Source organism: Klebsiella sp. CN_Kp106, assembly GCF_040064575.1.
In the GTDB taxonomy this organism is placed as follows: Bacteria; Pseudomonadota; Gammaproteobacteria; order Enterobacterales; family Enterobacteriaceae; genus Klebsiella; species Klebsiella michiganensis.
The window spans coordinates 59,646-85,064 of the sequence record NZ_JBEAIG010000015.1; the positions used below are offsets into that span (position 1 = coordinate 59,646).

At 56.6% G+C, this 25,419-nt stretch carries 23 protein-coding genes; 12 read left to right on the forward strand and 11 right to left on the reverse strand.

Going from position 1 to position 25,419, the window contains the following annotated elements:
* Positions 1 to 14: 14 nt before the first annotated feature.
* The 7 genes from ABLU96_RS09245 to ABLU96_RS09275 all read left to right on the forward strand — a co-directional run bounded on the left by ABLU96_RS09245 (position 15) and on the right by ABLU96_RS09275 (position 5,849).
* Positions 15 to 1,337: an FKBP-type peptidyl-prolyl cis-trans isomerase N-terminal domain-containing protein gene (locus ABLU96_RS09245; RefSeq protein WP_224243708.1), complete on the forward strand. Its 1,323-nt coding sequence runs from the start codon at positions 15 to 17 to the stop codon at positions 1,335 to 1,337.
* 136 nt (positions 1,338 to 1,473) lie between these two features.
* Positions 1,474 to 2,448 carry a LuxR C-terminal-related transcriptional regulator gene (locus ABLU96_RS09250; protein ID WP_064404990.1) on the forward strand — a complete coding sequence of 325 codons (975 nt, stop codon included), beginning with the start codon at positions 1,474 to 1,476 and terminating at the stop codon, positions 2,446 to 2,448.
* Between the two features lie 209 nt (positions 2,449 to 2,657).
* Positions 2,658 to 3,413 carry a fimbria/pilus periplasmic chaperone gene (locus tag ABLU96_RS09255; protein ID WP_046877952.1) on the forward strand — a complete coding sequence of 252 codons (756 nt, stop codon included), beginning with the start codon at positions 2,658 to 2,660 and terminating at the stop codon, positions 3,411 to 3,413.
* Between the two features lies 1 nt (position 3,414).
* A complete protein-coding gene (locus ABLU96_RS09260) occupies positions 3,415 to 3,942 on the forward strand; it encodes a fimbrial protein (protein WP_348862464.1) in 528 nt (175 codons plus the stop codon).
* 20 nt (positions 3,943 to 3,962) lie between these two features.
* Complete coding sequence (locus ABLU96_RS09265) at positions 3,963 to 4,448, forward strand: fimbrial protein (protein WP_025106313.1); 486 nt, start codon at positions 3,963 to 3,965, stop codon at positions 4,446 to 4,448.
* Between the two features lie 18 nt (positions 4,449 to 4,466).
* On the forward strand, positions 4,467 to 4,967 hold the full coding sequence (locus ABLU96_RS09270; RefSeq protein WP_025106314.1) for a fimbrial protein: 501 nt from the start codon (positions 4,467 to 4,469) through the stop codon (positions 4,965 to 4,967).
* Positions 4,968 to 4,994: 27 nt separating this feature from the next.
* Entirely contained in the window at positions 4,995 to 5,849 is an 855-nt protein-coding gene (locus tag ABLU96_RS09275) for a hypothetical protein (protein WP_048262843.1), read from the forward strand.
* Positions 5,850 to 5,908: 59 nt separating this feature from the next.
* Here the strand turns inward: ABLU96_RS09275 and ttrA are convergent, their stop codons facing one another.
* The 3 genes from ttrA to ttrB are packed head-to-tail and all read right to left on the reverse strand — an operon-like array spanning position 5,909 to position 10,718.
* Positions 5,909 to 8,974: a tetrathionate reductase subunit TtrA gene (gene ttrA, locus ABLU96_RS09280; protein ID WP_064404988.1), complete on the reverse strand. Its 3,066-nt coding sequence runs from the start codon at positions 8,972 to 8,974 to the stop codon at positions 5,909 to 5,911.
* On the reverse strand, positions 8,967 to 9,989 hold the full coding sequence (gene ttrC, locus ABLU96_RS09285; RefSeq protein ID WP_025106317.1) for a tetrathionate reductase subunit TtrC: 1,023 nt from the start codon (positions 9,987 to 9,989) through the stop codon (positions 8,967 to 8,969). Before ttrC ends, ttrA begins: the two co-directional genes overlap by 8 nt.
* Positions 9,990 to 10,718 (reverse strand): tetrathionate reductase subunit TtrB, encoded by a 729-nt coding sequence (gene ttrB / locus ABLU96_RS09290; RefSeq protein WP_025106318.1) that lies wholly within the window; start codon positions 10,716 to 10,718, stop codon positions 9,990 to 9,992.
* 177 nt (positions 10,719 to 10,895) lie between these two features.
* Between ttrB and ttrS the strand changes: the two genes are divergently transcribed.
* The 4 genes from ttrS to ABLU96_RS09310 all read left to right on the forward strand — a co-directional run bounded on the left by ttrS (position 10,896) and on the right by ABLU96_RS09310 (position 16,466).
* Entirely contained in the window at positions 10,896 to 12,668 is a 1,773-nt protein-coding gene (ttrS, locus tag ABLU96_RS09295) for a tetrathionate respiration histidine kinase TtrS (RefSeq protein ID WP_086073938.1), read from the forward strand.
* Positions 12,643 to 13,230, forward strand: coding sequence for a tetrathionate respiration response regulator TtrR (gene ttrR, locus ABLU96_RS09300; protein WP_014229406.1), 588 nt, complete (start codon positions 12,643 to 12,645; stop codon positions 13,228 to 13,230). Before ttrS ends, ttrR begins: the two co-directional genes overlap by 26 nt.
* Positions 13,231 to 13,400: 170 nt before the next feature.
* The gene (locus ABLU96_RS09305) at positions 13,401 to 14,459 is read left to right on the forward strand and encodes a YncE family protein (RefSeq protein ID WP_046877946.1); all 1,059 of its coding nucleotides are present in this window, start codon (positions 13,401 to 13,403) and stop codon (positions 14,457 to 14,459) included.
* Between the two features lie 9 nt (positions 14,460 to 14,468).
* Complete coding sequence (locus tag ABLU96_RS09310) at positions 14,469 to 16,466, forward strand: TonB-dependent receptor (RefSeq protein WP_086073937.1); 1,998 nt, start codon at positions 14,469 to 14,471, stop codon at positions 16,464 to 16,466.
* Positions 16,467 to 16,516: 50 nt separating this feature from the next.
* On the opposite strand, the gene tolA is transcribed toward ABLU96_RS09310, so the two are convergent.
* The 7 genes from tolA to ABLU96_RS09345 all read right to left on the reverse strand — a co-directional run bounded on the left by tolA (position 16,517) and on the right by ABLU96_RS09345 (position 23,223).
* Positions 16,517 to 16,945, reverse strand: a complete 429-nt coding sequence (gene tolA / locus ABLU96_RS09315; protein ID WP_014838514.1) for a cell envelope integrity protein TolA — start codon at positions 16,943 to 16,945, stop codon at positions 16,517 to 16,519.
* A 144-nt stretch (positions 16,946 to 17,089) separates the two neighbouring features.
* Positions 17,090 to 18,202 carry a M20 family metallopeptidase gene (locus tag ABLU96_RS09320; RefSeq protein WP_048252245.1) on the reverse strand — a complete coding sequence of 371 codons (1,113 nt, stop codon included), beginning with the start codon at positions 18,200 to 18,202 and terminating at the stop codon, positions 17,090 to 17,092.
* On the reverse strand, positions 18,202 to 18,957 hold the full coding sequence (locus tag ABLU96_RS09325) for a glutamine amidotransferase (protein WP_014838512.1): 756 nt from the start codon (positions 18,955 to 18,957) through the stop codon (positions 18,202 to 18,204). The genes ABLU96_RS09320 and ABLU96_RS09325 overlap by 1 nt, the downstream gene beginning before the upstream one ends.
* A gap of 13 nt (positions 18,958 to 18,970) precedes the next feature.
* Positions 18,971 to 20,050 carry a phosphotriesterase-related protein gene (locus tag ABLU96_RS09330; RefSeq protein WP_064404982.1) on the reverse strand — a complete coding sequence of 360 codons (1,080 nt, stop codon included), beginning with the start codon at positions 20,048 to 20,050 and terminating at the stop codon, positions 18,971 to 18,973.
* Positions 20,051 to 20,053: 3 nt separating this feature from the next.
* On the reverse strand, positions 20,054 to 21,055 hold the full coding sequence (locus tag ABLU96_RS09335) for an ABC transporter permease (protein ID WP_014229399.1): 1,002 nt from the start codon (positions 21,053 to 21,055) through the stop codon (positions 20,054 to 20,056).
* An 18-nt stretch (positions 21,056 to 21,073) separates the two neighbouring features.
* A complete protein-coding gene (locus tag ABLU96_RS09340; RefSeq protein ID WP_162557591.1) occupies positions 21,074 to 21,820 on the reverse strand; it encodes an ATP-binding cassette domain-containing protein in 747 nt (248 codons plus the stop codon).
* Between the two features lie 380 nt (positions 21,821 to 22,200).
* On the reverse strand, positions 22,201 to 23,223 hold the full coding sequence (locus ABLU96_RS09345) for a LacI family DNA-binding transcriptional regulator (RefSeq protein WP_038424520.1): 1,023 nt from the start codon (positions 23,221 to 23,223) through the stop codon (positions 22,201 to 22,203).
* 344 nt (positions 23,224 to 23,567) lie between these two features.
* Here ABLU96_RS09345 and ABLU96_RS09350 point away from each other — a divergent pair, with 344 nt between their 5' ends.
* On the forward strand, positions 23,568 to 24,521 hold the full coding sequence (locus ABLU96_RS09350; RefSeq protein ID WP_048262825.1) for a substrate-binding domain-containing protein: 954 nt from the start codon (positions 23,568 to 23,570) through the stop codon (positions 24,519 to 24,521).
* A 1-nt stretch (position 24,522) separates the two neighbouring features.
* Here the strand turns inward: ABLU96_RS09350 and ABLU96_RS09355 are convergent, their stop codons facing one another.
* A complete protein-coding gene (locus ABLU96_RS09355) occupies positions 24,523 to 25,395 on the reverse strand; it encodes a ribokinase (protein ID WP_233932936.1) in 873 nt (290 codons plus the stop codon).
* Between the last annotated feature and the right edge of the window lie 24 nt (positions 25,396 to 25,419).

Here is a 25,419-nt window from a genome sequence, read left to right on the forward strand (position 1 = left end):
ACGTTTTGGTCCTGATGATGGGTATCGTTTTGATTTCATCTTCACGGGCGGATGTGTTGAACTATGCTCGTGAATGGACGTCACGCAATGATGAAAATAAAGCCATTACATCCCCGTCTCAGCCACAAGCGGAGGAAGACAAATCTTCTGCGCCGCGTCAAAAATCTGCTGTACAGCGATCGCTGCCCGGTGAGAAATCTAAAGCTCCGCCTCCGGCGGCAACAAGAAAAAAAAGAGTACCACCGGCTGTTGCCGCCGATAAGCGAATGACATCACCTGCGATTACGCCTTCTAAACCGACGGATAAGCAGGCGCCAACGGTAGCGGAAGACCGGGACAAGTTAGTGGCTGGGGCCAGTAAGAATCCCTCTTTACCCGATCCCCAGATTTTGGGGCGCTGGTTTAAGGCGTTAAGGCAACATGCGTCACTGAGTCCCGCAGAGATTGATTTACGCGAAAATTTCCAGCTATCGCGCAATGAGGTAGAGAGATTGAAGGCTCAACTCGCTTTGCGACACCGTGAAGTACAGCAGCAGTTCGTTACCCTCCAGGCGGCTTCTGAACAGCTCGCCGCGGCAATGGAGAACAATGGCAAGCAACAACAGGAGCTCCAGGCGCTCACCGTGCGTGCCAATCAGCTGGAAGAGAAAAATGCGCAGTGGCAAGTAGTAACCAGAAAATTGCAATCGAGCCTTAAGCAAGCACAGCATCCCGCACTGCCGGCAACCGACGATGAACTGGCCGATTTTGCCGCCGGGATGGCGATGGGGTTTGACATTTTGGGCGTACTCGAACAGCGGAATGAACAAGATGTTCATGTTGATAAGGCGGCCTTTCTGGCCGGTATTAGCGAAACGATACGCGGCGAACGCCGGCTATCTCAGGAGGAATTTGAGCGCCATCTTAACCGCGCCAATCAGCGAGTCGAGGATGCGATGCACAAGATCAAGCAGCAAAAGGAAGCGCGGGATAACGCATGGCTGGAGAAATTTCGCCAGGAGGAGGGCATACAAACTGCGGGTGAGCAGGCCTGGTATAAAGTCATCCATGCGGGAGAGCCGCTGTTCGAGGATGAGCACTCTGAAGCGGCGCTAACCATTTCGGTCAATCGCCGTCTGTCAGATGGTACCGTGATTGCGGACACCGATCTGACGGGCCTGGTATTACAGGAAAAATTGTCCGATCTTCCTGGATGGCTTCAGATTGTGGTGAAGGATATTCGTCTTCATGGTGAAGCAGAGTTAGCCGTTAAGGTTGATGAGTATGGCGATCCTCGAAAACACGGGAATTATATTGAACATTGGCGCATTCGGGTAATTGAATCGCATGCAATGTAAATAATTTCAGGCAAAATTTACGTTACTTTTAAAATATAGCTCGCATGGCCGAGAGAGTGAGTGGGGCATCAATTGTATAATTATTTTAGTGTTTATTTATGTAGAGATATTAATTGTTCGGGAAAGAGGAGAAAATATGATGGATGACACCAGAGGTACCTATTTGCCGGTTTATGTGGCAACTGAGAATAATTATTTTTCTCAGGGGGTGGTCTTTCTCCTTGAGGAGTTATTTGAGGATGAGTTTAGCGGCAATATTACCGTATCCTTAGTCAAAAAATCGCAGGAAGCCGATCTCATTGTGCAAGTGCAATCTCCTGGGGAAAAAGCCTTTGACTGGGTCGATTGTCAACGATTTCGCGCCCACAATGACTATAAATTTAAGCTCCTCAAGAAAAAGTGGTTAAGCGTTTATCCACGTAGTGAACACTATGATAAAAACTTTCATTGCCCGGTTGTTAGTTCAGTTCTCGCGATGAGGAACTCAGTGGCGACCATCCGGCGCAAACTGTTCATGCTGTTTTTCGCCGATCTCATGTGCGGGCCTCCTGACTTACGTAAACCAAATTGTAATAAATGTCCTGGTCCCTACCAGTTGACATGGCGTGAACAGCTAATGCTAGGCTATTTGAGCCAGGGCTTAGGCCACGATGAAATTTCTCGCAAAATGGGCTGTAGTATTAAGGCGCTCAGTGGCTATCGACGCTCGATTATGCGGAAAGTCAATATCACCAGATACAGTGATTTCGTTTCGTGGCTGGGTACCAAATCGGTTTCTGATAAATATGCTGAGGTTGTTAATAATCACGAACGTGATGCGGATGAAGATCAGCTAATATGGAAAACCACGTTGTCCGGTGATATGGAGAGACAGCTCGATGATAAAGAGCGAGCTTTACAAAGTATAAAACGCTTGACCAAAAAACGGTTACGAAAAAGCGAACTGGATGATGAGGTATGGCTGACAACGCGAGAAATAGCCAATGAGATGGATATCAGTATCTACAGCATGCGTTATTTATTATGCCAGATGGAATCAAACGGTAAAGTGATCAGTATCAAAACCGGAAAAGGGAGAAGTCATACTCTCCGCTGGAAGCTGGCAAGTTAATTCTTGTCCAGGACAACTGTCTCGGCTAATAAGCAGGGACGAAAATGAATATTAATAATGGGTGGGGTGCAAATTTAGGAATGTTCATCATGCCATTTCTGAAAATGGATCTCCCCCTTAAAAACGCATATGTACAGATAGACATAAAATGTAAATTATCTGCTAGATGAAATAACTCTGGTCCTGTAAGTGATACGACAGGTGAAAGTATGAAACTTAAATTAACGTCTTTTCTGGGTATTCTACTGTTTACCGGAAGCCAGCATTCAGCTCAGGCTGCATTATCTGTGGAACGCTCCCGGGTTATTTTCAATGAAGGGGAGAAATCTGTCGGATTGAGCGTGAAAAATAATAATACGCAGGATCCCTATCTCGCCCAGGGGTGGATGGAAAACGAGAAAGAAGAAAAAATAAACGGCCCTCTGATGATTTTACCGCCCGTACAGCGTATTGAGCCCGACGGTAGAACGATGATCAGGGTACAGCAGGTTGCGGATGCCTCTTCACTGCCCAACGACAGAGAAAGCGTATTCTGGCTTAACTTACGCGAGATCCCGCCAAAATCCGACAAACCTAACGTTCTGATGCTGGCTATGCAGACGCGAATGAAAGTGTTCTGGCGACCAAAGGGGATTAAGGTGGATCCCCTGCTTGATGCGGTGCCCGGCGTAGAAACGCTGACCCTCGCTCGTAAGGGGGACCGCTATGAGGTTAATAATCCGACACCGTACCATTTTTCATTTGTTGAAGCGCGTGACAGCCTGAACGGAAAAGCGCTGGACGATTTCGAGCCCGTGATGGTTTCTCCAAAAGATAAAGCGGCGCTGACGCTACCCACCTTGCGGTTGGGAAATAATCCGACGCTGATGTTTATTAATGATTATGGCAGCGCGCGATTATTACCGTTTACCTGCACCGGGACGCTATGCCGGGCGGGAAAAGTGGCACTACCAAAGGAAGGCTGATATGACGCGCCAACACTCAATAACATCCCGAGCGTATCTGATGATTGCTGGAGCCTTACTGCTTTTTTCCGGCGGACAGGCGAAGGCCGCTGAAGGAGATACCACCACTATCACCGTCAACGGCACCCTGATCGATGGGCCGCAGTGCGTTATTGACGGTAACAACACCGTAGACGTGAAGTTTGGTGATGATCTGATTACTCGTCTGGTAGACGGAGTGAATTATAAGAAAGAGATTCAATATGGTCTCACCTGTACTGGCCTGAACAGTAATGCCCTCAAACTGACGATTCGAGGGTCTCTGGCGAGTTTTGGCAGCGGTCTTTTGTTGACCAGTAAAGGGGGCCTGGGCATACGGCTGTACAGCGGAAGTGCCGGCACCACGCTCATGACTCCCGGCAATTATGTCAACTTCAATGGCACAGCCAATAAACCCAGGCTGTGGGCCGTACCCGTGGCTCAGAATAACGCCACGCTTACCGCAGGTCCGTTTTTCGGCACAGGCACCATGGTCATTGACTACCAGTGACGCGAGAGGAGAGAGACATAGTGACCCCCATAAATCTGCGTGGCCTGGTGCTTCCCCTTACGTTGTGCTTTGGCACCAGCGCGCTGGCCGACGCAACGGTTAACTTTAGCGGCACCTTAATAGAAGCGCCTCCGTGCGTGGTACATAACAATAACGTTATCACCGTCAACTTTGGCAACGAGGTGATGACCACCCGTATCGACGGGACGCAATACCGGAAGCTGATTGATTTCGATTTAGATTGCTCCATGGCGGTATCGTCAAAACAGAAAGTGCGCATAACGGGGACAGCGGCAAGCTTTGACAGCACGGCGCTGGCGGGAGGTCAAAGCGGGCTGGGCATCGCCCTGTACAATGGTGATACCCGCCTTAACGTTGGCACCTGGCTAAATTTCACCGACCCCAATATCCCCAAGCTTTACGCCGCCCCCATCAAACAAAGCGGAGTGACTCTGAGCGGTGGGCCGTTCAGGGTCATGGCTTCGCTTGTCGTGGAGTATCAGTAAATGGCGCAGGGAAACAACATGATGAAATTGAGCGGATATGCCCCCTTGCTGTTGGTCGGCCTGATGATGACGTCATCTCTTCAGGCGGCAGACCCGGAAAACCTCGAGTTTATCGGCACTCTGGTGACGCCACCGGCTTGCTCAATAAGCGAAGGCGGCCCTGTGTATGTGGATTTCGGTGATGTCCGAATAAAAAAAATCGTGGAGGGAAAATACCGTGAAACCGTTCCACTAACCCTGAAATGTGAAGACAGCACCCTTGCATGGCAGCTGCGGCTTAGCGTACGCGGTAACGCGGCCGGGTTTGATGCCGACAATGCCACCGTGGTGACCCCTGAGCAGGCCAATCTTGGCGTGAAAATCTACCAGAACGGCCAGCCGTTTAAGCTGGGCGAGGCCATCAACATCAATAGCGTGACGCTGCCGAGTATTGAAGCTCTCCTTGTTCAGCGCAACGGGGTGGAGTTGGTGGAAGGATTATTTAGCGCCACCGCAACCCTGCGGGCCGAATACCAGTAACGCTATTTTATGCACAGGAGAGTGCAGGTGAAGAAAAAGCTATTTCAGGCAGCCTTAGCGGCAGCCATGATCGTGCCGGTTTCTGTACCCGTGTACGGTGAAAACTATCGGTGGAAAACGGTCACCGCAGTAAGGTTGGTCCCTTTCGGTACGGGTACTGAGTGGATTATCACCACAGGTGATATTACCGTGAGTTCAGGTAGCGTCAGCCTGGATACACCAGCGAACTTAGGCAGTAATGGCGGGCTTTTGGTTGCAAACGCGCTGACTGCGAATGGCGACTTTTGGGGGACATCGGATGTTGCCACGAGTTATCCTCCGCCCGGCGTCCCGTATAAGGGAACCTGGCGAGAAGTGCTTAACGCGAGCGTCGATAGCGTCAGAAATCAAATTTCCATCCGAAATTACAGTGTCGTGGGAGGCTCTTCCACCGTCTGCTTTGGATACACGCTTCGTGAAGCTAATGGTAACTTTAATTTTTCCGACCTTGTTTATCCGCCGGGAGCCGGTAGCGGTATAAACTGCATGACGGCGCCACCGCTAAACGAGTGGTGCGCCATGTCTGTGCCTCAGGTAACGCTAAGTTTCGGTACGCTAATGCTTGACCAGGCGGCGGGCAAAACGGCTGATAGTACGGTGGGCGTTTCCTGCACGTCTTCCTCGGTGAGCTATGTGTTAAAGCTACAAACAGGCAATACCTATATCCCGCTCAGCAACGGCATGCGTGCCAATCTGGGACTTGGGGCAGCTAACTCAGCGCCGGGTAATACCACCTATTCCGGCTCTCAGTCCTCGCTACGGTTAAGAGGAACGCTGGCTGGGACGCCAACCTCGACCGGCGCCTTCAACGGAACCGGCGTGATGATGGTGGTTTATAACTAATCATGGCCGCCTCGATACCGGTACGCTAAGGAGCACAACCCTGTACGTACCGAAGCGGTCTACACCCTCTCAATCCTTGCCGGCAGCCCCTGACGCACCGCCGCGCCGGAGACCCAGTCCAGCCAGGTATTGCTGACCTCGCGGGTTGGGTCGGCAAATCCCAAATCGTTAAGGTTAATGCCGGCTTTAATCTGCGCCGCGAACGGCATGGGCTCACCGTCGAGGGTGTGCCGCGCCGCGCCCATTTCGCGATGCCCGTAGCCGTGTTCAATCGCGATGACGCCGGGCATCACGCCACTTAACAGGCTAATGACGGCTTCAACCTGGCCGCCGGGGGTGGAAATTCGTACGCGGTCGCCGTGCGCCAGGCCGTAGCGCTGGCCGTCCAGCGGATTCAGCGCCACCAGATTGCTCGGCTTAAGGTGATGCAGGCGCGGGATCACCGTCGAGGCGCTGGCCATGGTATTGGATTTAAACGAGATCAGCTTCAGCGGCCACTGCTGTCGCGGGAAAAGCGCTTCGACAGCGCGTCCGTCGGACAATCTGGCCGGATACCATGCCGGGCAGCCGCTGTAGCGCTCGCCGGTGATGGCGTGGCGGTGGGCGGCAACCTCCGCGTTCCATATTTGCAGCGGTTTTTCCCACAATTGACCGACGCGATTCTCCGCGCGACCGCTTGTGTCGGGCGCGAAGCGCCCGCCGCGGGAGTAGACAAAGGCTACCCGGCTCACTTCGTCCGCTTTCAGGGTCTGGCTAATAACCGGCAGAATACGCTGCACGCCGGTCAGCGTCAGATCCTCGCTAATGGCTTCAGCAACCGGCGCTTTACCCAGAAACGCAATGTTCGCGGCCATGCGCAGGTAATAGTCCTCAGCCCGGTGGAGTGGATAGCGGTTACCCTGAGCATCGGTAATGGCGTTTTCGCCAAATCCTGGCAGATTAAGACGCTTCGCCACCGCAATGCAAAATGCTTCCATTGACGCTGGCTCACCGTCAGCGGTTTTTGCGGTGGCGGCAGGGACGACCGGCCAGCGGGCGGTGGTGGCCTTACTGGCGACGCCGGCCCACGGCGCGCTGAATCCCCAGCTTTCGAAATTATGCGTATCCGGAACGATATAGTCGGCCAGAGCGGTGGTTTCATTCATAAAGGCGTCAATGGCGATAAACAGCGGCAGCCGCTGCGGATCCTTTAGTTTCTCTTCCGCAACCGCGCGTAGCCCGGGCACGCCGTACAGCGGGTTGGTCATATTGGAAATCCACGCTTTCAGCGGATAGGGGTAGCCTTCGAGCGCCGAGGTCAGCAGCTCGGTCAGCTGTCCGGCGACGAACGGATACCACGGGGCTCTGGCCGGATAGGGGGAGACGCCCGCCGCCGCCTTGCTGCGATACTCTTCGGAGGATTCATACGCGGTTTTGCTGCGCGCGATGCTGAGCCCTTTCGGCTTCACTTTACCGGCAAAGCTCTCCAGGTTGTAACGCGGGCCGTCTGTCGCGCCGTTGAATTTGCCGCCGCCGACAAACACGCCGCCTTCCAGGCTGAGATTACCGATTAGCGTATTAAGCATCATGACCGCCCAGGCGCTGTAAAATCCGTTGCCGGCCATCATGCCGCCGTGGGTAATGACCGCGGCTTTACGACCATGACGGGTAAAGGCATCCGCCAGCGCCGCGATCTTATCTTCCGCGACGCCGCACTGCTGGCTGTACTGTGTCAGGGTGAGCTTTTCAGCGGACTCTTTCAGCAGCTGGAAGCCGCTTTTGACCGTCACGCTGCGCCCGTCCGGCAGGGTTAGCTGGCGCGTTACAAAGAGCGCGCCGCGCGGGCAGCCGCTGGCGGCGACAACGTCACCGCTTTCGTTAACCACCACCGGTTCGCTGGCGCCCTCCGCATTCAGGTGAGCAAGGGTTAAATGCTGTCCGGCCAGCTCCGGCTGGTCATCGGTGATGACCAGGTGTGTCGCATTGGTCCAGCTCTTTTCAGCGGCCTGCCGCATCGCCTGCGCGCCCGGTAGCGCCAGGTAATCGGCGTTGTAGCGCCGGTTTTCAATAATCCAGCGAATCATCGCCATTGCCAGCGCCGAATCGCTCCCGGGGATCACCGGCAGCCAGTGCCCGCGATCGTCTGCCATCACCGTGGTGAGCGGCAGCGCCGGCGCGACCACCACATACTGAAAGTCATTGCGCAGGCGGGCGCTGGCGAGCTGCCTGGCCTGGCGTTTAAAGGGGTTGCCTGACTGGGCGGGCGACGTTCCCATAAACATGGCGAACTCAACGTTATCCCAGTCGGGCTTCACATGCGGGTTTTTATCCAGATCGCCCATTAAGGCGCCGGAGCCCGCGCGATAGGCCAGCCCGCAGTAGGAACCATGTGCGCCGAAGTTTTTACTGCCGAAGCTGTTCAGCGCAAAACGGCGTAAAAAGGTATCGCGCCCATCGTCGCTGGTGTTGGTGACCAGTAGCTGGTTGGTTTTTGGGCCGAATCCCGGATGCCGCGGGTCAACGGGGGCGATCGGATCGTGAATCGCGCGCAGACCATCAACGTGCCCCTCGCCAAACAGATCGCCGCCTTCAACCACCTCTTTCACCAGTTGTTCAAAGCTGATGCGCTGCCATTTCCCTTCGCCGCGTTTACCCGCGCGCTTCATCGGCTCAAGGAGCCGCAGCGGGCTATAGAGTCCCTCGAGCTGCGTGGCGCCGCGCGCGCAGGCGGTAGAGCGGGCATCAAGTCCGCTTTCACCCGCCAGCTGCGCCATGGCGGTTGAAAAAGGAATGGAAGAGTCGAGGTGGTGCTCATGAGAAAGCGGGTGATAAGGGTTGCCGGCAATGCGCAGTACCTGGCCTTTCTCGCTATCCACCCGCACCCGAACGCCGCACTGCGTCCAGCAGCCAAAACATTGGGTCATCGAGATAACCTGCCGAGAATTTTGTTGCCAGCCGGTATTTGCATTGGCTTCCGGGATCAGCGCATTAGCGAAAATACGATCGCGGGTCACTTTACCGGATGTACCGCTGAGCAGGCCGTCAAGGGCGCGCTTTGCCACCTCGCGATAGCTCAGGGCGAAAGACGCCAGACCGCCTGCGGCGAGGCCGACTTTGAGCCACTGACGACGGGTTAAATTAGCCATGTTGCCTTCTCCTTGCGAGTCCGTTTACGGTTTCACGGACAATAATGAGCAGCGCAATCCACAGGCCGAAGGTGCCAAGGATAGCGAGCCAGCCGTCGGTACCGACCGGCAGGGTATAGGGATTAAACTGGGCATTAAATTTGGGGATGGTTTGCCCCTGAATCAGCAGCGTCCAGCGCATCAGCCAGCTCAGCGCCATGGCGCTGACGGCCAGCAGGGCGCGAACGGGCAGCGTCAGTGGATAACGCAGGGCAAGCGCGCAAAAGATCAATGAAATAAGCCAGCATGCCAGCCAGCCGATCGCGTAATGACGGGCTGAAGGCGAAATGACCAGCCACTGACGAATAGCCGAGCCGGAAAGGGTATCACCGCTGACCCAGATCGCCACGATGACGGCCAGCAGCATAAGCGCTGAGAGCTGCCATATCGCCAACTGCCTTTGGCATTGAAAATCATTGCGTACCGCGACAATCAGCAGGGCGAAAAAGGTTTGCAGCGCGCTAAAGAACATCGCCAGCACAAAGGCGTAGCTGAACCAGACCGGGCGGGCCTGAACCACGGAGACTTCGCGTCCGGTGTAAAGCAGCAGCCCCGTCGCGGTAAGCGCGCTGGCCAGCGCCAGCCATTTTGTGACGCTGTCACTTCTATTGCGCAGCAGACCTAACTGCCGTACCGCAAACCACAGGCCCAGAAAGAGGGTGAATAGCGGCAGAAACAGCGCCCCCCAGGGCATCCACGACCAGGGCGTGGGATAGGCGTAAAAGTGCCAGAAGCGGGCGGTTTGATGCAGGTCCGCCGTCAGCGCCAGCGGCGCGGTAATCGCGCAGGTCAGAGCAATCAGCAGCGTCAGCCGTTCCAGTTTCGCATCGTGTCTTTTGCGCCAGTGAAGCAGGCAGCCAAACAGCGCCGCGCAGGCGGCAATGCCGATGAAAAAGAAATACTGCACCGCCCACGGCAGCCAGCTCACCTCCTGCGGACGGGCCAGCACTTCCTCAATGATCATGGTTTGGCTCATTCATACCTCCTGCCAGAGCGCGGGTTGGGCATGTCCCATCAGCGGAGTAACAAACGCCTCGTCCAGTCCGAGATAGAAAACGTGGGGGACGGTACCGTTTTCCGGCTTCAGCACCTTGATGGCGTCATGGTGCAGGGCGAGCGTCTGCGAGATACGGCTTTGACGGTCCTGGATATCGCCGACGATCCGCGCGCCGCCGACGCAGGACTCGACGCAGGCGGGGAGCAGCCCGGCTTCCAGGCGATGAACGCAGAAGGTGCACTTATCGGCGGTTTGTGTCTCATGGTTGATAAAACGCGCGTCATAGGGGCAGGCCTGGACGCAGTAGGCGCAGCCGACGCAGCGGGTGTTATCCACCACCACAATGCCATCCTGGCGCTGAAAGGTGGCCTGCACCGGGCAGACCGGCACGCAGGGCGGGTTATCACAATGGTTGCACAGCCGCGGTAGCAGGACGTTGGTGACCCGATCGCCCAACTGCACCTGATACTGATTGACGTGAGTACGAAACGCCCCCTGCGGCGTCTGATTTTCGATTGCGCAACTGACGGTGCAGGCCTGGCAGCCGATGCAGCGTCGCAGGTCAACCAGCATGGCATAGCGATGACCGGAGGCGCCTTCGCGGCGGGCCGGCGAAAAGGGAAATTTCGCCTCCGCCAGCGGCACCAGAGACGCGCCGGCGGTGAGAACGCCCAGCTGCGCCAGAAACTGTCGTTTACTGCTGTCCATATTTTTCCCTCGCGCAGCAATAACGAAACATTTGTCACGTCATTGTTTTGCATGTGATGAATAAACAATGTTGATGATTTACAGTGTAAAAATCGCGGCGGGGTCAGCTCTATTGTGGTTAACCACATACCCGGCGGGTTGTTGATCTAAAACAACATAATGAACAGGGATAATCGGGTGAGAGCGAAAAAGGTGCAGCGTCTGGCGCTGCTGGTGACGGCGCTCCTGCTGAACAGCAGCGGGTGGGCGGCGTCGTGGAATATCGGCGTTCTGGCCATGCGCGGCGAGGTCTTAACCCGCAGCCACTGGCAGCCGCTGGAGGTGATGCTCAATCAGCAGCTAACGGATCAGCAGTTTCATATTCAGCCGCTCGATCTGCAGCAGATGCAGGAGGCGGTCAATAACGGCTCGGTGCAGTTTGTGGTGACCAATCCGGCGCAGTTTGTCCAGCTGAATAGTCATTCTTCGCTGCGCTGGCTGGCCTCTTTGCGCTCTTCACTCGGGACAAGCAACGTTATCGGCAGCGTCATTTTGACTCGTCGCGACAGCGGTATTTCGTCGCCGGCCGACCTGATCGGCAAAACGGTAGGGGCCATCGATCCTCAGGCCTTCGGCGGCTATTTATTGGGATACAAGGCGCTGAGCGATGCCGGGCTGCGGCCGGAACGCGATCTGCATCTGCGTTTTAGCGGATTCCCCGCGGATGCGCTGATCTATCTGCTGCGTGAACGGGCAGTGCAGGCGGCGATTGTTCCGGTGTGCCTGCTGGAAAAAATGGCTGATGAGGGACTGGTAAATAAAGCCGATTTTACCGCGGTCATCGAGGGGCCGGCGGCGATACCTTGTTTAACCAGTACACCGCTGTATCCCGACTGGTCGTTTGCCGCGCTGCCGGCGGTGAGCGACGCGCTGGCGGATCGCGTGACCCGCGCCTTGCTCAATGCCCCGGATAACGCCGTCTTTCACTGGGGCGCGCCCGCTTCGACCCGTCAGGTGGAAGCGTTGCTGAGCGAAGTTCAACAGCACCCTCAGCAGCGACGGCTGTGGCTGGAGGTGAAAAACTGGCTTATCCAGCACCGGTTAATCATGGGCGGCATCGGGCTGATGCTGCTGTTGCTGACGCTGAATTATATCTGGGTGATGCTGCTGGTGCGGCGGCGCGGCAGGCAGCTTGAACGCAACGCTATCCGGCTGCGCGAGCAGGAGCTGGCGCTGCAAACGGCAAGACAGATGAGCGTATTGGGTGAGATGACCTCAGGCTTTGCCCACGAGTTAAATCAGCCGCTGTCGGCCATCCGCCACTATGCGCAGGGTTGTACGATCCGTTTGCAGAAACAGGATTCGCAGCATCCCTTACTGCCCGCGCTGGGCCACATCGATCAACAGGCTCAGCGCGGGGCGGAAACGCTGCGCAATCTGCGCCATTGGGTCAGCCAGGCGCACGGGGAGCCAGGACGAGCGGAGACCTGGGAACGTATCAGCGTTCGTCAGGCTATTGACCATGTCTGGCAGTGGCTGCGAATGCCGCAGCAGTTTCCCGGGCTGTTGCTCAACAGCGATGTCGATCGCCCGTTAACGCTCGTCTTACCGCCGGTTCTGCTTGAACAGGTGCTGGCGAATCTGATCCTCAATGCGGCGCAGGCCGGGGCGAAGATGCTGTGGATTGATGCCGTTCGCGATGCCGGAGGCGTGAAGATCGTCCTGCAGGATAACGGCGGTGGTATCGCCGGGGCGCAGCTTGCTCAGGCATTCCAGCCGTTTGTGACCAGTCGACAAGAGGGGATGGGGCTTGGGCTGGTTATCTGTCAGCGGCTGGTCCGCTATGTCCGGGGGGAAATAAGCCTGGCAAATCAAACGGCGCCCGATGGACGGCCCGGTGTCACCGTGGTACTGACATTCATGCAACAAGGAGCGCGGAGCGGCAATGGCGATAATTCATCTACTGGATGACGACCTGGCGGTGACCCAGGCATGTGCTTTTTTACTGGAAAGCCTGGGCTACGAGGTGATGTGCTGGGCAGAGGGTGGCGTCTTCCTCGCGCAGGCCGATCTCTTCCGGACCGGCGTTGTCCTGCTGGATATGCGGATGCCGGCGCTGGACGGTCAGGCAGTACATGAGGCGCTGCGTCAGCGCGGCAGCACCCTGGCGGTGGTTTTTCTGACCGGACATGGCGACGTACCTATGGCGGTAGAACAGATGAAACGCGGCGCGGTGGATTTTCTGCAAAAGCCGGTGTCGGTGAAGCCGCTACAAACGGCGCTGGAACACGGCCTGGCGGCCTCAGGCGAGCGGTTTGCGCGGCAAAAGAACGTGGACTGCTATCAGCAGCTAACGCCCAAAGAGCGGGAGCTTGCGCTGCTGGTGGTGAAAGGGCTGATGAATCGGGAGATTGCGGAGATAATGAACATTGCCGTACGCACGGTGGAGGTCCATCGGGCGAGGGTGATGGAAAAGATGCAGGCGGGGAGTCTGGCGGAGTTAGTCAGCATCTTACAGCCGATTATCGCGTGATTTTAATGATTCCGATGAATGAAGCGTGGAGAGCTCCCGGCGGGAACAAAAAACGGCGGTTAATATCAGAACACAAAAATTGGTAGGGAAGATGGAGATGAATGCAATTGCAAATGATATTTATTTTCATTAGTGTTTGCATTCCGTAAGCTACTGTAAAGAAAAATTACATGTCTACCGCATCCCTGAAGCAGGCCGCGCGCCTCGCGCTGGTCATTTCGTTTTCCCTGCATGCTCTCTCCGCCTCGGCTAAGGATTTCACCGAGCGGGACTTTCGCGCTCAGGCTCTCGGCCACGGCGTTTACGAGCTGGCCTATGATAACGGCCAGAAGACGCTCTACGCTGCCTCCGCGCCCTCGTTTGATAAAGATAAAACCGCGGGACTGGTCTTTCGACTGGCGGCGGATTCTCTGCGGATTGATGAGAAAATCGTTACCGAACGCCGCGCCTTCGCGCTCTCCCTGGATGAAGAAAATCACATCCTGTATTTGGGTAACGCGCTGGATGGCTCGCTAACGCTTCTGGATACGCTGACCAATAAGGTGATTAACACTATTCAGCTCAGCGATGATTCAGATCCTGCGAAACAGGCCCACGTCCGCGAAGTGGTGCTGGATAAGCTAAACCAGCGTTTGTATGTGTCAGGGATCGGGCGCAAAGGCCAGGGCCTGCTCTGGGTGGTCGATACCCGCAAGCAGCAGCTGATTGACACGCTGAACAACATCGACCCCGTAGGGTTTGCCGTTGATGCATCGGGCGAAAAAGTCTATGCGGTCACCGGCAACGGGGAGTTGGCTACCCTTGACGGCAAAACGTCGACGTTAATTTCCCGCGTGAAGGTCGATCCGGCTGACGCTGAGCACTATTTCCTCAATATCGCCCTGAACAGCGCCGCCGGAGTCGGATATATCGCCGATACCAACACCCGCGATGTGCTGGTGGTGCGGCTGGACTCCGGCAAGCTGGTCGATCGTATCGCTTCGCCAAACTCGGTCGCTGTGCTTTATAACGCCATGCGCGATGAAATCTACGTGACCCATCGCAACGATCGCTCGATTAGCGTCATCGATGCGCGAACCCATCGTCTCAAGCACACCCTCAAAACGGCGGCTATGCCCAACAGCCTGGTCCTTTCTGCGGATGGCGGAACGCTTTACGCCAGCGTCAAACAGGACGAAAAAAGCGATCGGCCTGACTACGTTCTCAAGATCGATCTCACTCAATTCTAAGGACTTTTTGTGGCGATGAAGACACGCATAGACGTGGCGATGGCGCTCGCCTTCGTCAATCTGCCCGCGGCAGCCTACGCCGCTGATGGCGCAGGGATAAATGAAGAACAGATGGTAGTGACCGCCACGGGATTCAGCCAGGAGAGGCGCGAGGCGCCGGCGACGATCTCGGTGCTCGATGAGAAGGCGCTGAATACCCGTTCCAATCAGAACGTCACGGAAGCGTTGCGCGAGATGCCGGGCGTGCTGGTGGGCAACGGCCACGGCAGCCTGGCGACCGGCGATGTACAGATGCGCGGTATGGATTCGACCTATACCTCGTTTATGGTGAACGGTATCAAGCAGTCTACCCGCGAATCGCGACCTTATGGGCATCACATTGGGTCTGAAGCCGCTTTTATGCCGCCGCTGGCCGCCATTGAGCGGGTGGAGGTGATTCGCGGGCCTATGTCATCGCTGTACGGCTCTGACTCTATCGGCGGTGTGGTCAACGTCATCACCAAAAAGGCGTATAACCTCGAAAAATGGACGGGGGTGCTGGAGGATAATTACTTCCTGCAGGAGAAAAGCGAATACGGCAATACTAACCAGACAAACGCCTTCTTTATGGGGCCCGTCGTACCGGGCAAACTCGGCGTCAGCGTGGGGGCTGACTATCTTGACCGTCGCGATGATGACAGCCCGACCCAAGAACGTTTTGTTAAGCATCAGGCGGGGAATCTGGACGCCACAATTTCTCTTTCGCCAACCGATACCCAGCTCTGGGATCTGAACGCCTCCAAAGGCAATCAGGAGAAAACCCATAACGATAAAGCGTGGTACTGGGGCTTTGACCGCGATGCGGTCTCGCTGTCACAGCATGCCTGGTACGGTGATGACCTGGTGGAGGTGAAGAACTTTATCAGCTACGAAAAGGCCCGTACGGAGTACCGCGTGCCCGGCATGGACTCGCAGTTTATCAAGCAGAATAATTTTGAGGCCAATAGCGCAAACACCTTTACGCTCGCCGATCACAAGTTGACGCTAGGCGTAAACTTCACGCGCAATGAGCTGAATGACACCTTTGGTATTGCGGACAAGCAGGCGCCCGGCGTCACCCCGGTGAGTAAAATCACCCGTCACGGCTGGGCGGTTTTTGCTGAAGACGCGTGGATGATTGTACCGGACTTCACGTTGACCACTTCTGCGCGCCTGGATCATGACAGCTATTTTGGCTATCACGTTACGCCTAAGCTCTACGGCAACTGGACCATTGACGAAAGCTGGGCGCTGAAAGGTGGCGTATCCGCCGGCTATAAAAAACCGGACCTGCGCCAGAACAACGCCGGCTTTACCAGCGTCTACGGCGCTTATCCCTATTCTGAGATTGGTATCGGCAACGACGATCTCAAACCGGAGCAGAGCATCAACACCGAGCTGGGCGTGTACTGGCAGCAGGATGCGCTGGCGCTCGACGCCACGCTTTTTCATACCAAATTTAAAGACAAAATCAGCGACCATACCATCTGTACCGCCTCGGCTACCCGGCAATGCCAATACAACGGCTATACCGCGGATAGCGTGTCGCAATACATTAACGTCGGGGATGCGGAGATCTACGGACTGGAGCTGAACGGCGACTGGCAGGTGACCGCAGCGCTGAAAGCGAACGCCAACTATACCTATACCCACAGTGAACAAAAAAGCGGTGAGTATAAGGGTTATGCGCTAAGCGATTTCCCCAGCAGTATGGCCAACGTTTCGCTGACGTGGAACACCGCTTCCGATCTTGAACTGTGGACCAAGGCGAGCTGGCGCAGCAGATCGCCGGATATCGGCAAGTCCAGCTCAACGGATGCCTATGCGCTGGTAGATCTAGGCGTGCGTTATCGCCTGAGTAAGCACGTCACGCTGATGAGCGGTATCTACAATCTATTTGATGTGAACCCGGTTTACACTACCGCTTACCGGCAGAAGGCGATGCTGGAAGGGCGACGCTATAATTTCGGCGGCCGCGTGGAGTTCTGAAAATCGTGCAGGGGCCTAATAGCCCCTGCGATAACATGCAAAAAAAGCTCTCAGGGCCTGAAGTCCAGAACCACATGACTGAATGTCTGATAGGTTTTTTCATCTGGCGCGGGCGGAATTTTGGCTTCTTTCAGCGCGGACATTACCGCCGCGCATAACGCCGGATCGCCGCTCTCGACCGCTGGATTATGCACCGTCCCGTCACGCTGTAGCGTTAAGCGCACCGAGCATTTTTGCCCCTGCCAGGACGCCGGCTGGTCTATTTTCGCGAAGATAGCCCTCTGAACCTGCGTCAGATAGCGTGAGACGTTGGCCTGCGGTGATTGATCTGAACCCGTTTGATAATCGCGAAACATCTTATCCACTTCTGCCGATACTTTCGCGTCTTCGGCGCTATCCGGCGCAGAAGCACTACCCGAGCAGGCGGAAAGAAGTAAAGAGAGAGTGCAAATGAGCACCGGGCGGATTTTCACGGACATGGTAATGCCTCCTTGCTGGTGATGATGCGTTTCTGACGCGAGACGGTTATCCTCTGTTATTCCGCGATATTATTCAAACGCCGATCGCCTGGTATGCGCTTTAAAGTGACACTGTCACTCATTCTTTGCCTTCGCCGCGGGCGGCTACGCCATCCAGTCGCGGATAATGTCTCCGTATAGCTGCTCAGCCTCCTCCAGCCGGCTGAGCAGGCAGTACTCGTCGGTCTGATGGGCCATAGACGGCTCGCCGGGACCGAGAATAATACAGGGTGGATCGGCCAATGCAGGCAGCAGCAGCGAGGCGTCGGTAAAGTAGGGCACCACGCGCGGTTCAATCGGCTTAGCGTGCAGCGGCTGGCAGCGCTGATAAACCTGCTTAATCCACGCATGATCCTCCCGGCTCAGTACGGCGGGCAGGTCGACCAGCGTGGATACCGTGACGCTTTCGCCAAGCAGCGTGGTCAAGCGCTGCCGGATAGTGGCGTGCTGTAAATTGGGCGCGCTGCGGATATCGACATCAAAACGCGTGCGGTCCGGCACGGAATTAATATTGAGTCCGCCTTCGATGCGTCCGACGTTGAGGGTGGGCTGCTTCATCAGCGGGTGCGCCGCGCCAGGGGAAAAATGCTGAATCTTACCCAGCGCATCCGCCGCAAGATAGATAGCATTTATCCCCAGCTCCGGCATCGCGCCGTGGGCGGTTTTTCCCCGCGTTTCGCAGCGTAGCCAGAGCGCGCCTTTATGGCCGATCGCCGGATAGTTGGCGGTGGGCTCACCGACGATCAGCGCGCCCACGTCCGGCAACGTCGCGGAGGCGATCAGCGCCCGTGCGCCGTCGCAGCCGGTCTCTTCTCCGCCGGTAATCAGCAATACCGCGCCGCGTCCGGAGAGGATCGTTTCCCGCTGATGAACGCAGGCGACGGCAAACGCCGCTATCGCCGCTTTCATATCGCTGGACCCGCGGCCATAAAGACGCCCGTCTTCTATCTGCGAGCCGAAAGGATCGTACTGCCACCGGGCATTTCCCAGCGGCACGGTATCCAGATGACCGGTAAAGGCCAGCGGTTTACCGGTCTTCGCCCCGGGCAGCCTGGCGATAAGATTGCAGCGTCCCTCGCCGAACGACGACAGCGAAACCGCAAAACCGCGATCGTTAAGCCAGTCGGCGAAGAACCGCATGCAGTCTGCTTCGCTGCCCGGCGGGTTGATGGTGTTAAAGCCCAGCAGCTGCCGGGCGAGCTCAAGGGTGGCAGCCATCAGCGACGTTCCGTCAGCCAGTCAAGGCAGTTAATCCACAGCTGGCGATAGCCGGGCCATTGAGCAAACTCTTCCGGCAGCCAGTGTGCCGACATATCGCTGGTCCACACCAGCGAGCGACCCTGCTGATACTCGCGAATGGCCAGCAGCGGATGACCGGTACCGGCGACCGTCGCCAGCAGTTTGCCTTCCGGATGCATTTCTACTTCGTTATAGCCCAGCAGCCACGGCCATTCGCCCGGAATATCGTTGAACAGGGCGTGGGATTCCGTCACTTCGGCATAGCAACCCTCCGGGGTTTCAATGCGATCGTCCCACGCCAGACAGCGGACCGGCAGAACTTTCTCCACCGCGGTATGGCGATAGCGCGCGCCGCCGTTAATCCCCTGGAAGCTGTAATAGCCGCCAATCATCATCAGCGAGCCGCCGCCGGCCACGTAGTCATGCAGTAGCGTCAGACGGTTGGCGGTTCGGCGGCTTTTCAGCCAGGTGTCCGGATGCAGCAGCAGCGTATTGGCGCCAATATCCGAAAGAATAATCGCATCCCACTGCTGCAGCGCTTCCAGCGTCAGCGGAAAGTCTGTCGCCGCCGCGTGGGCGGGCATATAGGTAATGGCGTAGGCACTGTCCGCGAGCGCGGCCAGAAAATCCGTTGCGCCGGTGTGCCAGGTGGCGGTGGCAAACTGGTCGAAGCCTTTAACGTGCGTTGAGGTGCTGGTCCAGGATTCACCGACCAGTAAGATTTTTTTCTGCATTATGACTTTCCTTTTATCCGCCAAAGACCCGTTGGGGATTTCCAATCATCAAGGTTTCAAGCTGTTCGCCGCTGACGCCGTGGCGCCGCAGGCGGGGAACAAAATGCTTGAGTATGTAGCCGTAACCGTGGCCGCCGTAGCGGGTGAGCATGGTTTTCAGGAAGATGTCCTGCGACAGCAGTATTTGCTGGATATAGCCGTCGTCAATCAGCTCGCGAATCGCGCGGGCGTTCTCCTCGTCGGAGGGCGACTGCGCCGACTCGTCGGCGTAGTAATAGCTCATGCCGATCATGTCGTATTCGAGAAACGCCCCGCGCTGCGCCAGCTCCCGCTGGTAGCGCTTATCGGCAAAGCTGGGATTCATATGGCACAGGACGGTATGGCGTAAATCGGCGCCTTCCTGTTCGAGAATATCCAGCACCCGATGGCCCAGCCGCTCCCAGCCGGGCAGATGGACCTCGATCGGCACGCCGGTCGCGGCGCTGGCCCGGCCCGCAGCGCGCAGCGATTTCTCCTCATCCGGGGTAAAGCGGCTCGAGATCCCGATTTCGCCGATGAGCCCGGCGAGCACCTCCGGTTTCTCCTCCGCGCCGCCCAGATCGTAAATCAGCCGTTCGGTCAGCTGTTCGATGCTGCTGGTTCTTACCCACTCGGGGTGCGAAGGTTCCAGATAGAGGCCGGTGCCCATAATAACGTTCAGACCGGTCAGGCGCGCGATGCGCGCCAGCGCGTTGGGATCGCGGCCGATACCGATATTGGTCGGGTCGACCACCGTTTCTCCGCCAAGGGCGCGATATTTCGTCAGCTCTTCAATCGCGACGTCGACGTCAAACAGCTGGCAGTTATCGCGGCTCATCAGCGGATTCAGCGACAGTTCGCCGAGGTTTTCCATTTTCACCGGCATTTCGGCAAGATGGCGATCGCTACAGCAGCAGGGCGGTACCCATTTGCCGGAGGCATCCAGCAGTATATGCTCATGCATCAGGGTAACCCCCATTTCGCTAATCGGCAGCGGGCCAAGCACCGTCATCACGTAACCGCTGCTGACGCCAAGCGGCAGCGGGGTGGGGTGGCGAAAAATTGATCCTTTCATCAGCTATCCTTTTGCCGCGGAGCGCGTGGGGTTGAGAATGCGGGTGTTCAGCCAGATCGCCAGCAGGATAATGGTGCCGGTGGCTATCTGGGTGTAAAACGGCGAAATATGCGACAGGATCAGCCCGTTCTGAATGACCGCAATCGACAGCGCGCCCAGCAGCGTACCGATAATGGTACCGAAGCCGCCAAACAGGCTGGTACTGCCAAGCACAACGGCAGCAATAACCTGCAGTTCAAAGCCTTCGCCCTGGTTGGAGGAGCCGCTGCCGAGGCGCGCGGTAATGATCATCCCCGCCAGCGCGGCGGCCATCCCGCTGATGATATAGACCTTCATGGTGACCGCTTTGGTATTAATGCCGCTGCGTCGCGCGCCTTCGGCGTTAGCGCCGATAGCGGTCACGTAGCGGCCAAAGCGCATATGATTGAGAACAATATGCCCGATAACCAGAATCATAATGCCGATCAGCGCGGGCATGGGGATACCGACTACCCACGCGCGTCCTATAAAGGTAAACAGGCTGTCAGCCGGAACCGGAATCGAGTAGCCCTGGGTGACCAGCAGCGCGATGCCGCGAACCACGGCCAGGGTGGCGAGCGTGACGATAAACGCCGGAATACCTTCATAGGCGATAAAGAAGCCGTTGATGGCGCCCACCAATCCGCCGAGCAGCAGGCCGCCGAGCAGTACCACCGGCCACGGCAGCCCCCAGTTATTCAGGGCGATAGCGGAAAGCGCGCCGACCAGCGCGAGGGTGGAGCCCACCGACAGATCGATACCGCCGGTGGTAATGACCAGGGTCATCGCCGTCGCGACAATCAGCAGCGGGGCGCTCTGACGGATGATGTTGAGCCAGTTGGTGCCGGTGAGAAAGTTGCTGGTGATCAGCGAAAACACCACGCAGCAGAAGACGAAAAATAGCGCGATGCTGACCACGCCGGAGTGGTTATGCAGCAGGCGGCGCGGCAGCGAATGCTGGATCATGCGGGAGCTGCTTAAGTTCATGATACTCATCCTGTTACCTCAATGTGCAGCCGCAGAGCGGGCGGTGAATTTTTCGCCCACAATCAGGTTAACGATATCGCTCAGGCTGGTGTCGGCCACCCGTCTGTCGGCGACGTTGGTACCTTCATACATCACCATGATCCGGTCACAGACCAGGAACAGGTCCTGCAGGCGGTGGGTAATCAGAATCACGCTCACCCCGCGAGCGGAAACGCGGCGAATAAGCTCCAGCACCGCTTCGACTTCCGCGACGGCCAGCGCGGCGGTGGGTTCATCCATAATCAGCACCTTCGGGTCAAAGGCCGCCGCGCGGGCGATGGCAATGGCCTGGCGCTGGCCGCCGGAGAGATTTCGCACCAGCAGCCGGGTATCGGGAATGGAGATCCCGAGCCCTTTTAGCATCTCCCTGGCATCGGCGTGCATTCTTGCCTCATCGAGGAAGGGGATACCGAGGAGTGATTTCATCGGCTCGCGGCCCATAAACAGATTGCCCGCGACGTCGACCGTGTCGCAGAGCGACAGATCCTGATACACCATCTCGATATGGCAGCGGCGCGAATCGGCCGGATTAGTAAACTGCTGCTGTTCACCGTCGATACGAATCGTGCCGCTGGAGGGGATCACCGCGCCAGAGAGCACTTTGGTCAGGGTCGATTTCCCCGCGCCGTTATCGCCCACTAAGCCCAGCACCTCGCCCGGAGCCAGCTCAAGGTTGACTCCGCGCAATGAACGTATCGACCCGTAGGTCTTGGTGATATTGATCATCTCCACCCTTGGCGGGGTAGTTTGTGGCTGCTGCATCTGATAACTCCCATCGCTGTTGCTGGGAAAATGTTCGCCATCCTGCGGGAGAGATGCTATCCGACACGGTTTACATGCTAGTAAACCGGTTTACCTGCGGAATAGAGCACTCGCCAGCACAGTCAGGACAAACGCTATGTAAGATATTTGTTCGCCAGTAAGAACATTGCAGCATCCGTGCCAGGGCAGGAACAACACAGCAGCCCTGTGATTTAACCTTATGTAATAAATAGAGTTTATTCATTACGCTCCGGTAAACCGGTTTACTGATTATAGTGAATAAAATGTTAATTGATCGTTTTTTGCGCCAAGAGTGGGCACATTTGCGCCATTTTGGGATGTGCTTAACAGATCTTGATCGAGTCGCGGCCAATCCACTCTACCGGCAGGCGGGTTTCCGCCGGGATGTCCCGATCGTCGTTCAGCAGACGCATCATGATGTTCACCGCGGTGCGGCCCAGTTCCCGGGCGGGCTGGCGGATAGTGGAAATCCGCGGCTGGGTAAAATCGGCATAGTTGGCGTCATCGAAGCCGACTAACGATAGCGCCTCCGGCGCCTGGAGCCCGCTGGCGCGCAGACCGTCGAGCAGGCCGAGCACCAGATAGTCGCTGGCGGCGAAGACGGCGGTCGGGCGAACCGGCTGGCTGAACAGGGTCCGCAGCGCTTGCTGGCCAAACTCGCGCTGGTAGTCACCGTACATCACCCATTCGGGCGGCCAGCTCAGGCCGGCCTGCTCCATCGCGGTGCAGAAGCCCTGATAGCGCTCGCGTACGCTCATCAGCTTGTCCGGGCCGCCGACGAAAGCGATATGGCGATGCCCGGCGGCGATCAGCTTTTCGGTGGCGATCCGCCCGCCCTGGACGTTATCGGCAAACACTTTCGGCACCTTACTGCCGGGAATATCTTCATCCAGCAGGACAATGCGTTCGTGACGCTGGACTTCTTTGCGCAGCAGGCCGTTATCGGGGCGGTTGGTGGTGAACAGCAGGCCGTCGACCTGGCAGGTATCCAGCCAGCGGATAAACTGGCACTCTTTTTCCGGGTTGTTGCGGGTGATACACAGCACCAGGCTGTAACCGCTGGCAGAAGCGGCCTCTTCGGCGGCATCGGCCAGTTCGGCAAAGAAGGGGTTGGTAATATCGGGGAGCACCAGGCCGAGCGTTTCGCTGCCGCCTTTGCTAAGACGGCGTGCCAGGCTATTGCCGCGATAGTCCAGTTCGCGAATGGCGGTTTCGATGCGATCGATGGTGTCCTGCGGTAGCACAATACTGTTGTTCATATAGCGCGACAGGGTTGCCTTCGACAGCCCCGCCAGCTTTGCCACATCGGATAACAATACGCGTTTTATACTCATTTCCTGCGCCATTTCTGCCAGAATCGGCTATCTGTAACATAGTTAAGCGCGGTGGATACAGCAATTTCTCTGCTAACAATAACCGGAAATAAATGCTTGACAAAATTTAATCTGCGGAGAATTGTATAGGCAGTTTACCGCATCATCCGGGAAGTCATTCCCAAACCCGTTTAACTCATTCCAGTCGCGCACCGACACGGACCGGTTGCCGGAATGAAATTAAGCAGGTATCCGCCGAACGGTCGATGATTGTTCTGGCCATATAGACGATATTTGCCCGCCAAAAAATAATCCTTCTGCGTTCGCATGCGGCGCGGAACTCTGCTGGCTATCAACTATTCCCGACGAGGATACTGATGATGTTATTTCACACCGGAAAACTGCGTTTACTTGCTGTTGCCACCACGATGCTGGCATCAATGAGTTTTATTTCTGCCGCCGGCGCCGCCGGTCCGACTTATGCGCTGGTACAAATCAATCAGCAGGCCCTGTTCTTTAATCTGATGAATAAAGGCGCGCAGGATGCGGCCAAAGCCAGCGGCAAGGATCTAGTTATTTTTAACTCTAACGATAATCCCGTGGCGCAAAACGACGCGATAGAAAACTATATTCAGCAAGGCGTTAAAGGCATTCTGGTTGCCGCTATCGACGTTAACGGAATTATGCCCGCGGTAAAAGAAGCGGCCGCCGCTAACATTCCAGTGATTGCGATTGATGCCGTATTACCGGCCGGGCCGCAGGCGGCTCAGGTTGGCGTTGATAATATCGAAGGTGGCAGAATTATTGGTCAATACTTCGTGGACTACGTGCAGAAAGAGATGGGCGGCCAGGCGCGGCTGGGTATTGTCGGCGCGCTGAACTCGGCCATTCAGAACCAGCGGCAGAAAGGGTTTGAAGAGACGCTGAAAAGCAATCCGAAAATTACCATCGCTAACGTCGTCGACGGCCAGAACGTACAGGATAAAGCAATGACCGCAGCGGAGAACCTGATTACCGGCAACCCCGATCTGACGGCGATCTATGCCACTGGCGAACCCGCTCTGCTGGGTGCTATCGCCGCCGTGGAAAACCAGGGGCGCCAGAAAGATATTAAAGTCTTTGGCTGGGATCTGACGGCGAAGGCGATTTCCGGTATTGACGGCGGCTACGTCACCGCCGTTCTGCAGCAGGACCCGGAAAAGATGGGGGCCGAAGCCCTGAATGCGCTGAACGCTATCACCTCAGGTAAAACCGTGCCGAAAACCATTCTGGTTCCGGCCACGGTGGTAACCAAAGCGAACGTCGATACCTATCGTTCGCTGTTCAAGTAGGTCAGCGCGCGCCGTTCACGGCTAACAGAGCGGTGAGTTCGTGGCCGTCGGGAAACGCGCTGAGCGTCCCCCGACGGCTAACGGTAATGGCGGCAGCGCGGCTGGCGTGCGCCAGCGACAGCCTATCCGGCGCGACGCCGCGCAGGATCGAGGACGCCAGCATCACCGCGAGGAACGTGTCGCCAGCGCCGGTGGTGTCAAGCGTCTCGGCGGGGACGGCGGGGCAAAACTGGCGCTGACCCGCCTGAACCAGCCAGGCGCCTGCCGCGCCCTGGGTTACCACTAAGGTTTTCGCGCCGTAAGGCTTAAGCTGCTCGGCCTCGGATTCATTGACCACCGCGATGTCGATGAGCGGCCACAGATGGCAAAAGTCAGGATTGACAGGCGAGGGGTTGAATACCGTTGTCATACCGCGGGCTTTGGCGAACTGGAACAGCGCCCGGGTTTTATCCAGGGAGAAATTGCCCTGCTGTAGCAGAATATCGCCCGCGGCGGCCTCCGCCATATGCGGAATAATATCATCAAGGCTGAACGTATCGGCTGCAGCCGTCGTGGTAATGATGGCATTGTCGCCATCAGCGCTATTTAAAATAATCGAGGTGTCGCTATGTTGATTGAAATGGCCGTCGGGTAGTAGCGTCAGTGGTTCATTTTTTATCTGCTGACGGATCCACTCGCCGTTGCTGTCATTTCCCGTGGCGGCAATTAATCGCGTGTCGATTCCGCAGCGGGATAATATAATCGCCTGATTCGCGCCTTTACCGCCGATATCCTGCGAAACTTTAATGCCGTGAATGGACGCGCCTTTTTTCGGTATATCCGGAATGGACCAGGTTTCATCTACGGTAATATTACCAGTAACGTAAACACGCATAGTGTTCCCTTAACAGGATGGATA

Bases quoted from the DNA above. Each gene is read 5' to 3' on its own strand.
- ttrA (WP_064404988.1), bottom strand. From the start codon at position 8,974: ATGGCTAATTTAACCCGTCGTCAGTGGCTCAAAGTCGGCCTCGCCGCA.
- ttrB (WP_025106318.1), bottom strand. From the start codon at position 10,718: ATGGACAGCAGTAAACGACAGTTTCTGGCGCAGCTGGGCGTTCTCACC.
- ttrC (WP_025106317.1), bottom strand. From the start codon at position 9,989: ATGAGCCAAACCATGATCATTGAGGAAGTGCTGGCCCGTCCGCAGGAG.
- ttrR (WP_014229406.1), top strand. From the start codon at position 12,643: ATGGCGATAATTCATCTACTGGATGACGACCTGGCGGTGACCCAGGCA.
- ABLU96_RS09345 (WP_038424520.1), bottom strand. From the start codon at position 23,223: ATGGCGCAGGAAATGAGTATAAAACGCGTATTGTTATCCGATGTGGCA.
- ABLU96_RS09340 (WP_162557591.1), bottom strand. From the start codon at position 21,820: ATGATCAATATCACCAAGACCTACGGGTCGATACGTTCATTGCGCGGA.
- ABLU96_RS09330 (WP_064404982.1), bottom strand. From the start codon at position 20,050: ATGAAAGGATCAATTTTTCGCCACCCCACCCCGCTGCCGCTTGGCGTC.
- ABLU96_RS09320 (WP_048252245.1), bottom strand. From the start codon at position 18,202: ATGGCTGCCACCCTTGAGCTCGCCCGGCAGCTGCTGGGCTTTAACACC.
- ABLU96_RS09250 (WP_064404990.1), top strand. From the start codon at position 1,474: ATGATGGATGACACCAGAGGTACCTATTTGCCGGTTTATGTGGCAACT.
- ABLU96_RS09325 (WP_014838512.1), bottom strand. From the start codon at position 18,957: ATGCAGAAAAAAATCTTACTGGTCGGTGAATCCTGGACCAGCACCTCA.
- ABLU96_RS09335 (WP_014229399.1), bottom strand. From the start codon at position 21,055: ATGAACTTAAGCAGCTCCCGCATGATCCAGCATTCGCTGCCGCGCCGC.
- ABLU96_RS09260 (WP_348862464.1), top strand. From the start codon at position 3,415: ATGACGCGCCAACACTCAATAACATCCCGAGCGTATCTGATGATTGCT.
- ABLU96_RS09350 (WP_048262825.1), top strand. From the start codon at position 23,568: ATGATGTTATTTCACACCGGAAAACTGCGTTTACTTGCTGTTGCCACC.
- ABLU96_RS09355 (WP_233932936.1), bottom strand. From the start codon at position 25,395: ATGCGTGTTTACGTTACTGGTAATATTACCGTAGATGAAACCTGGTCC.
- ABLU96_RS09305 (WP_046877946.1), top strand. From the start codon at position 13,401: ATGTCTACCGCATCCCTGAAGCAGGCCGCGCGCCTCGCGCTGGTCATT.
- ABLU96_RS09255 (WP_046877952.1), top strand. From the start codon at position 2,658: ATGAAACTTAAATTAACGTCTTTTCTGGGTATTCTACTGTTTACCGGA.
- ABLU96_RS09270 (WP_025106314.1), top strand. From the start codon at position 4,467: ATGATGAAATTGAGCGGATATGCCCCCTTGCTGTTGGTCGGCCTGATG.
- tolA (WP_014838514.1), bottom strand. From the start codon at position 16,945: ATGTCCGTGAAAATCCGCCCGGTGCTCATTTGCACTCTCTCTTTACTT.
- ABLU96_RS09245 (WP_224243708.1), top strand. From the start codon at position 15: ATGATGGGTATCGTTTTGATTTCATCTTCACGGGCGGATGTGTTGAAC.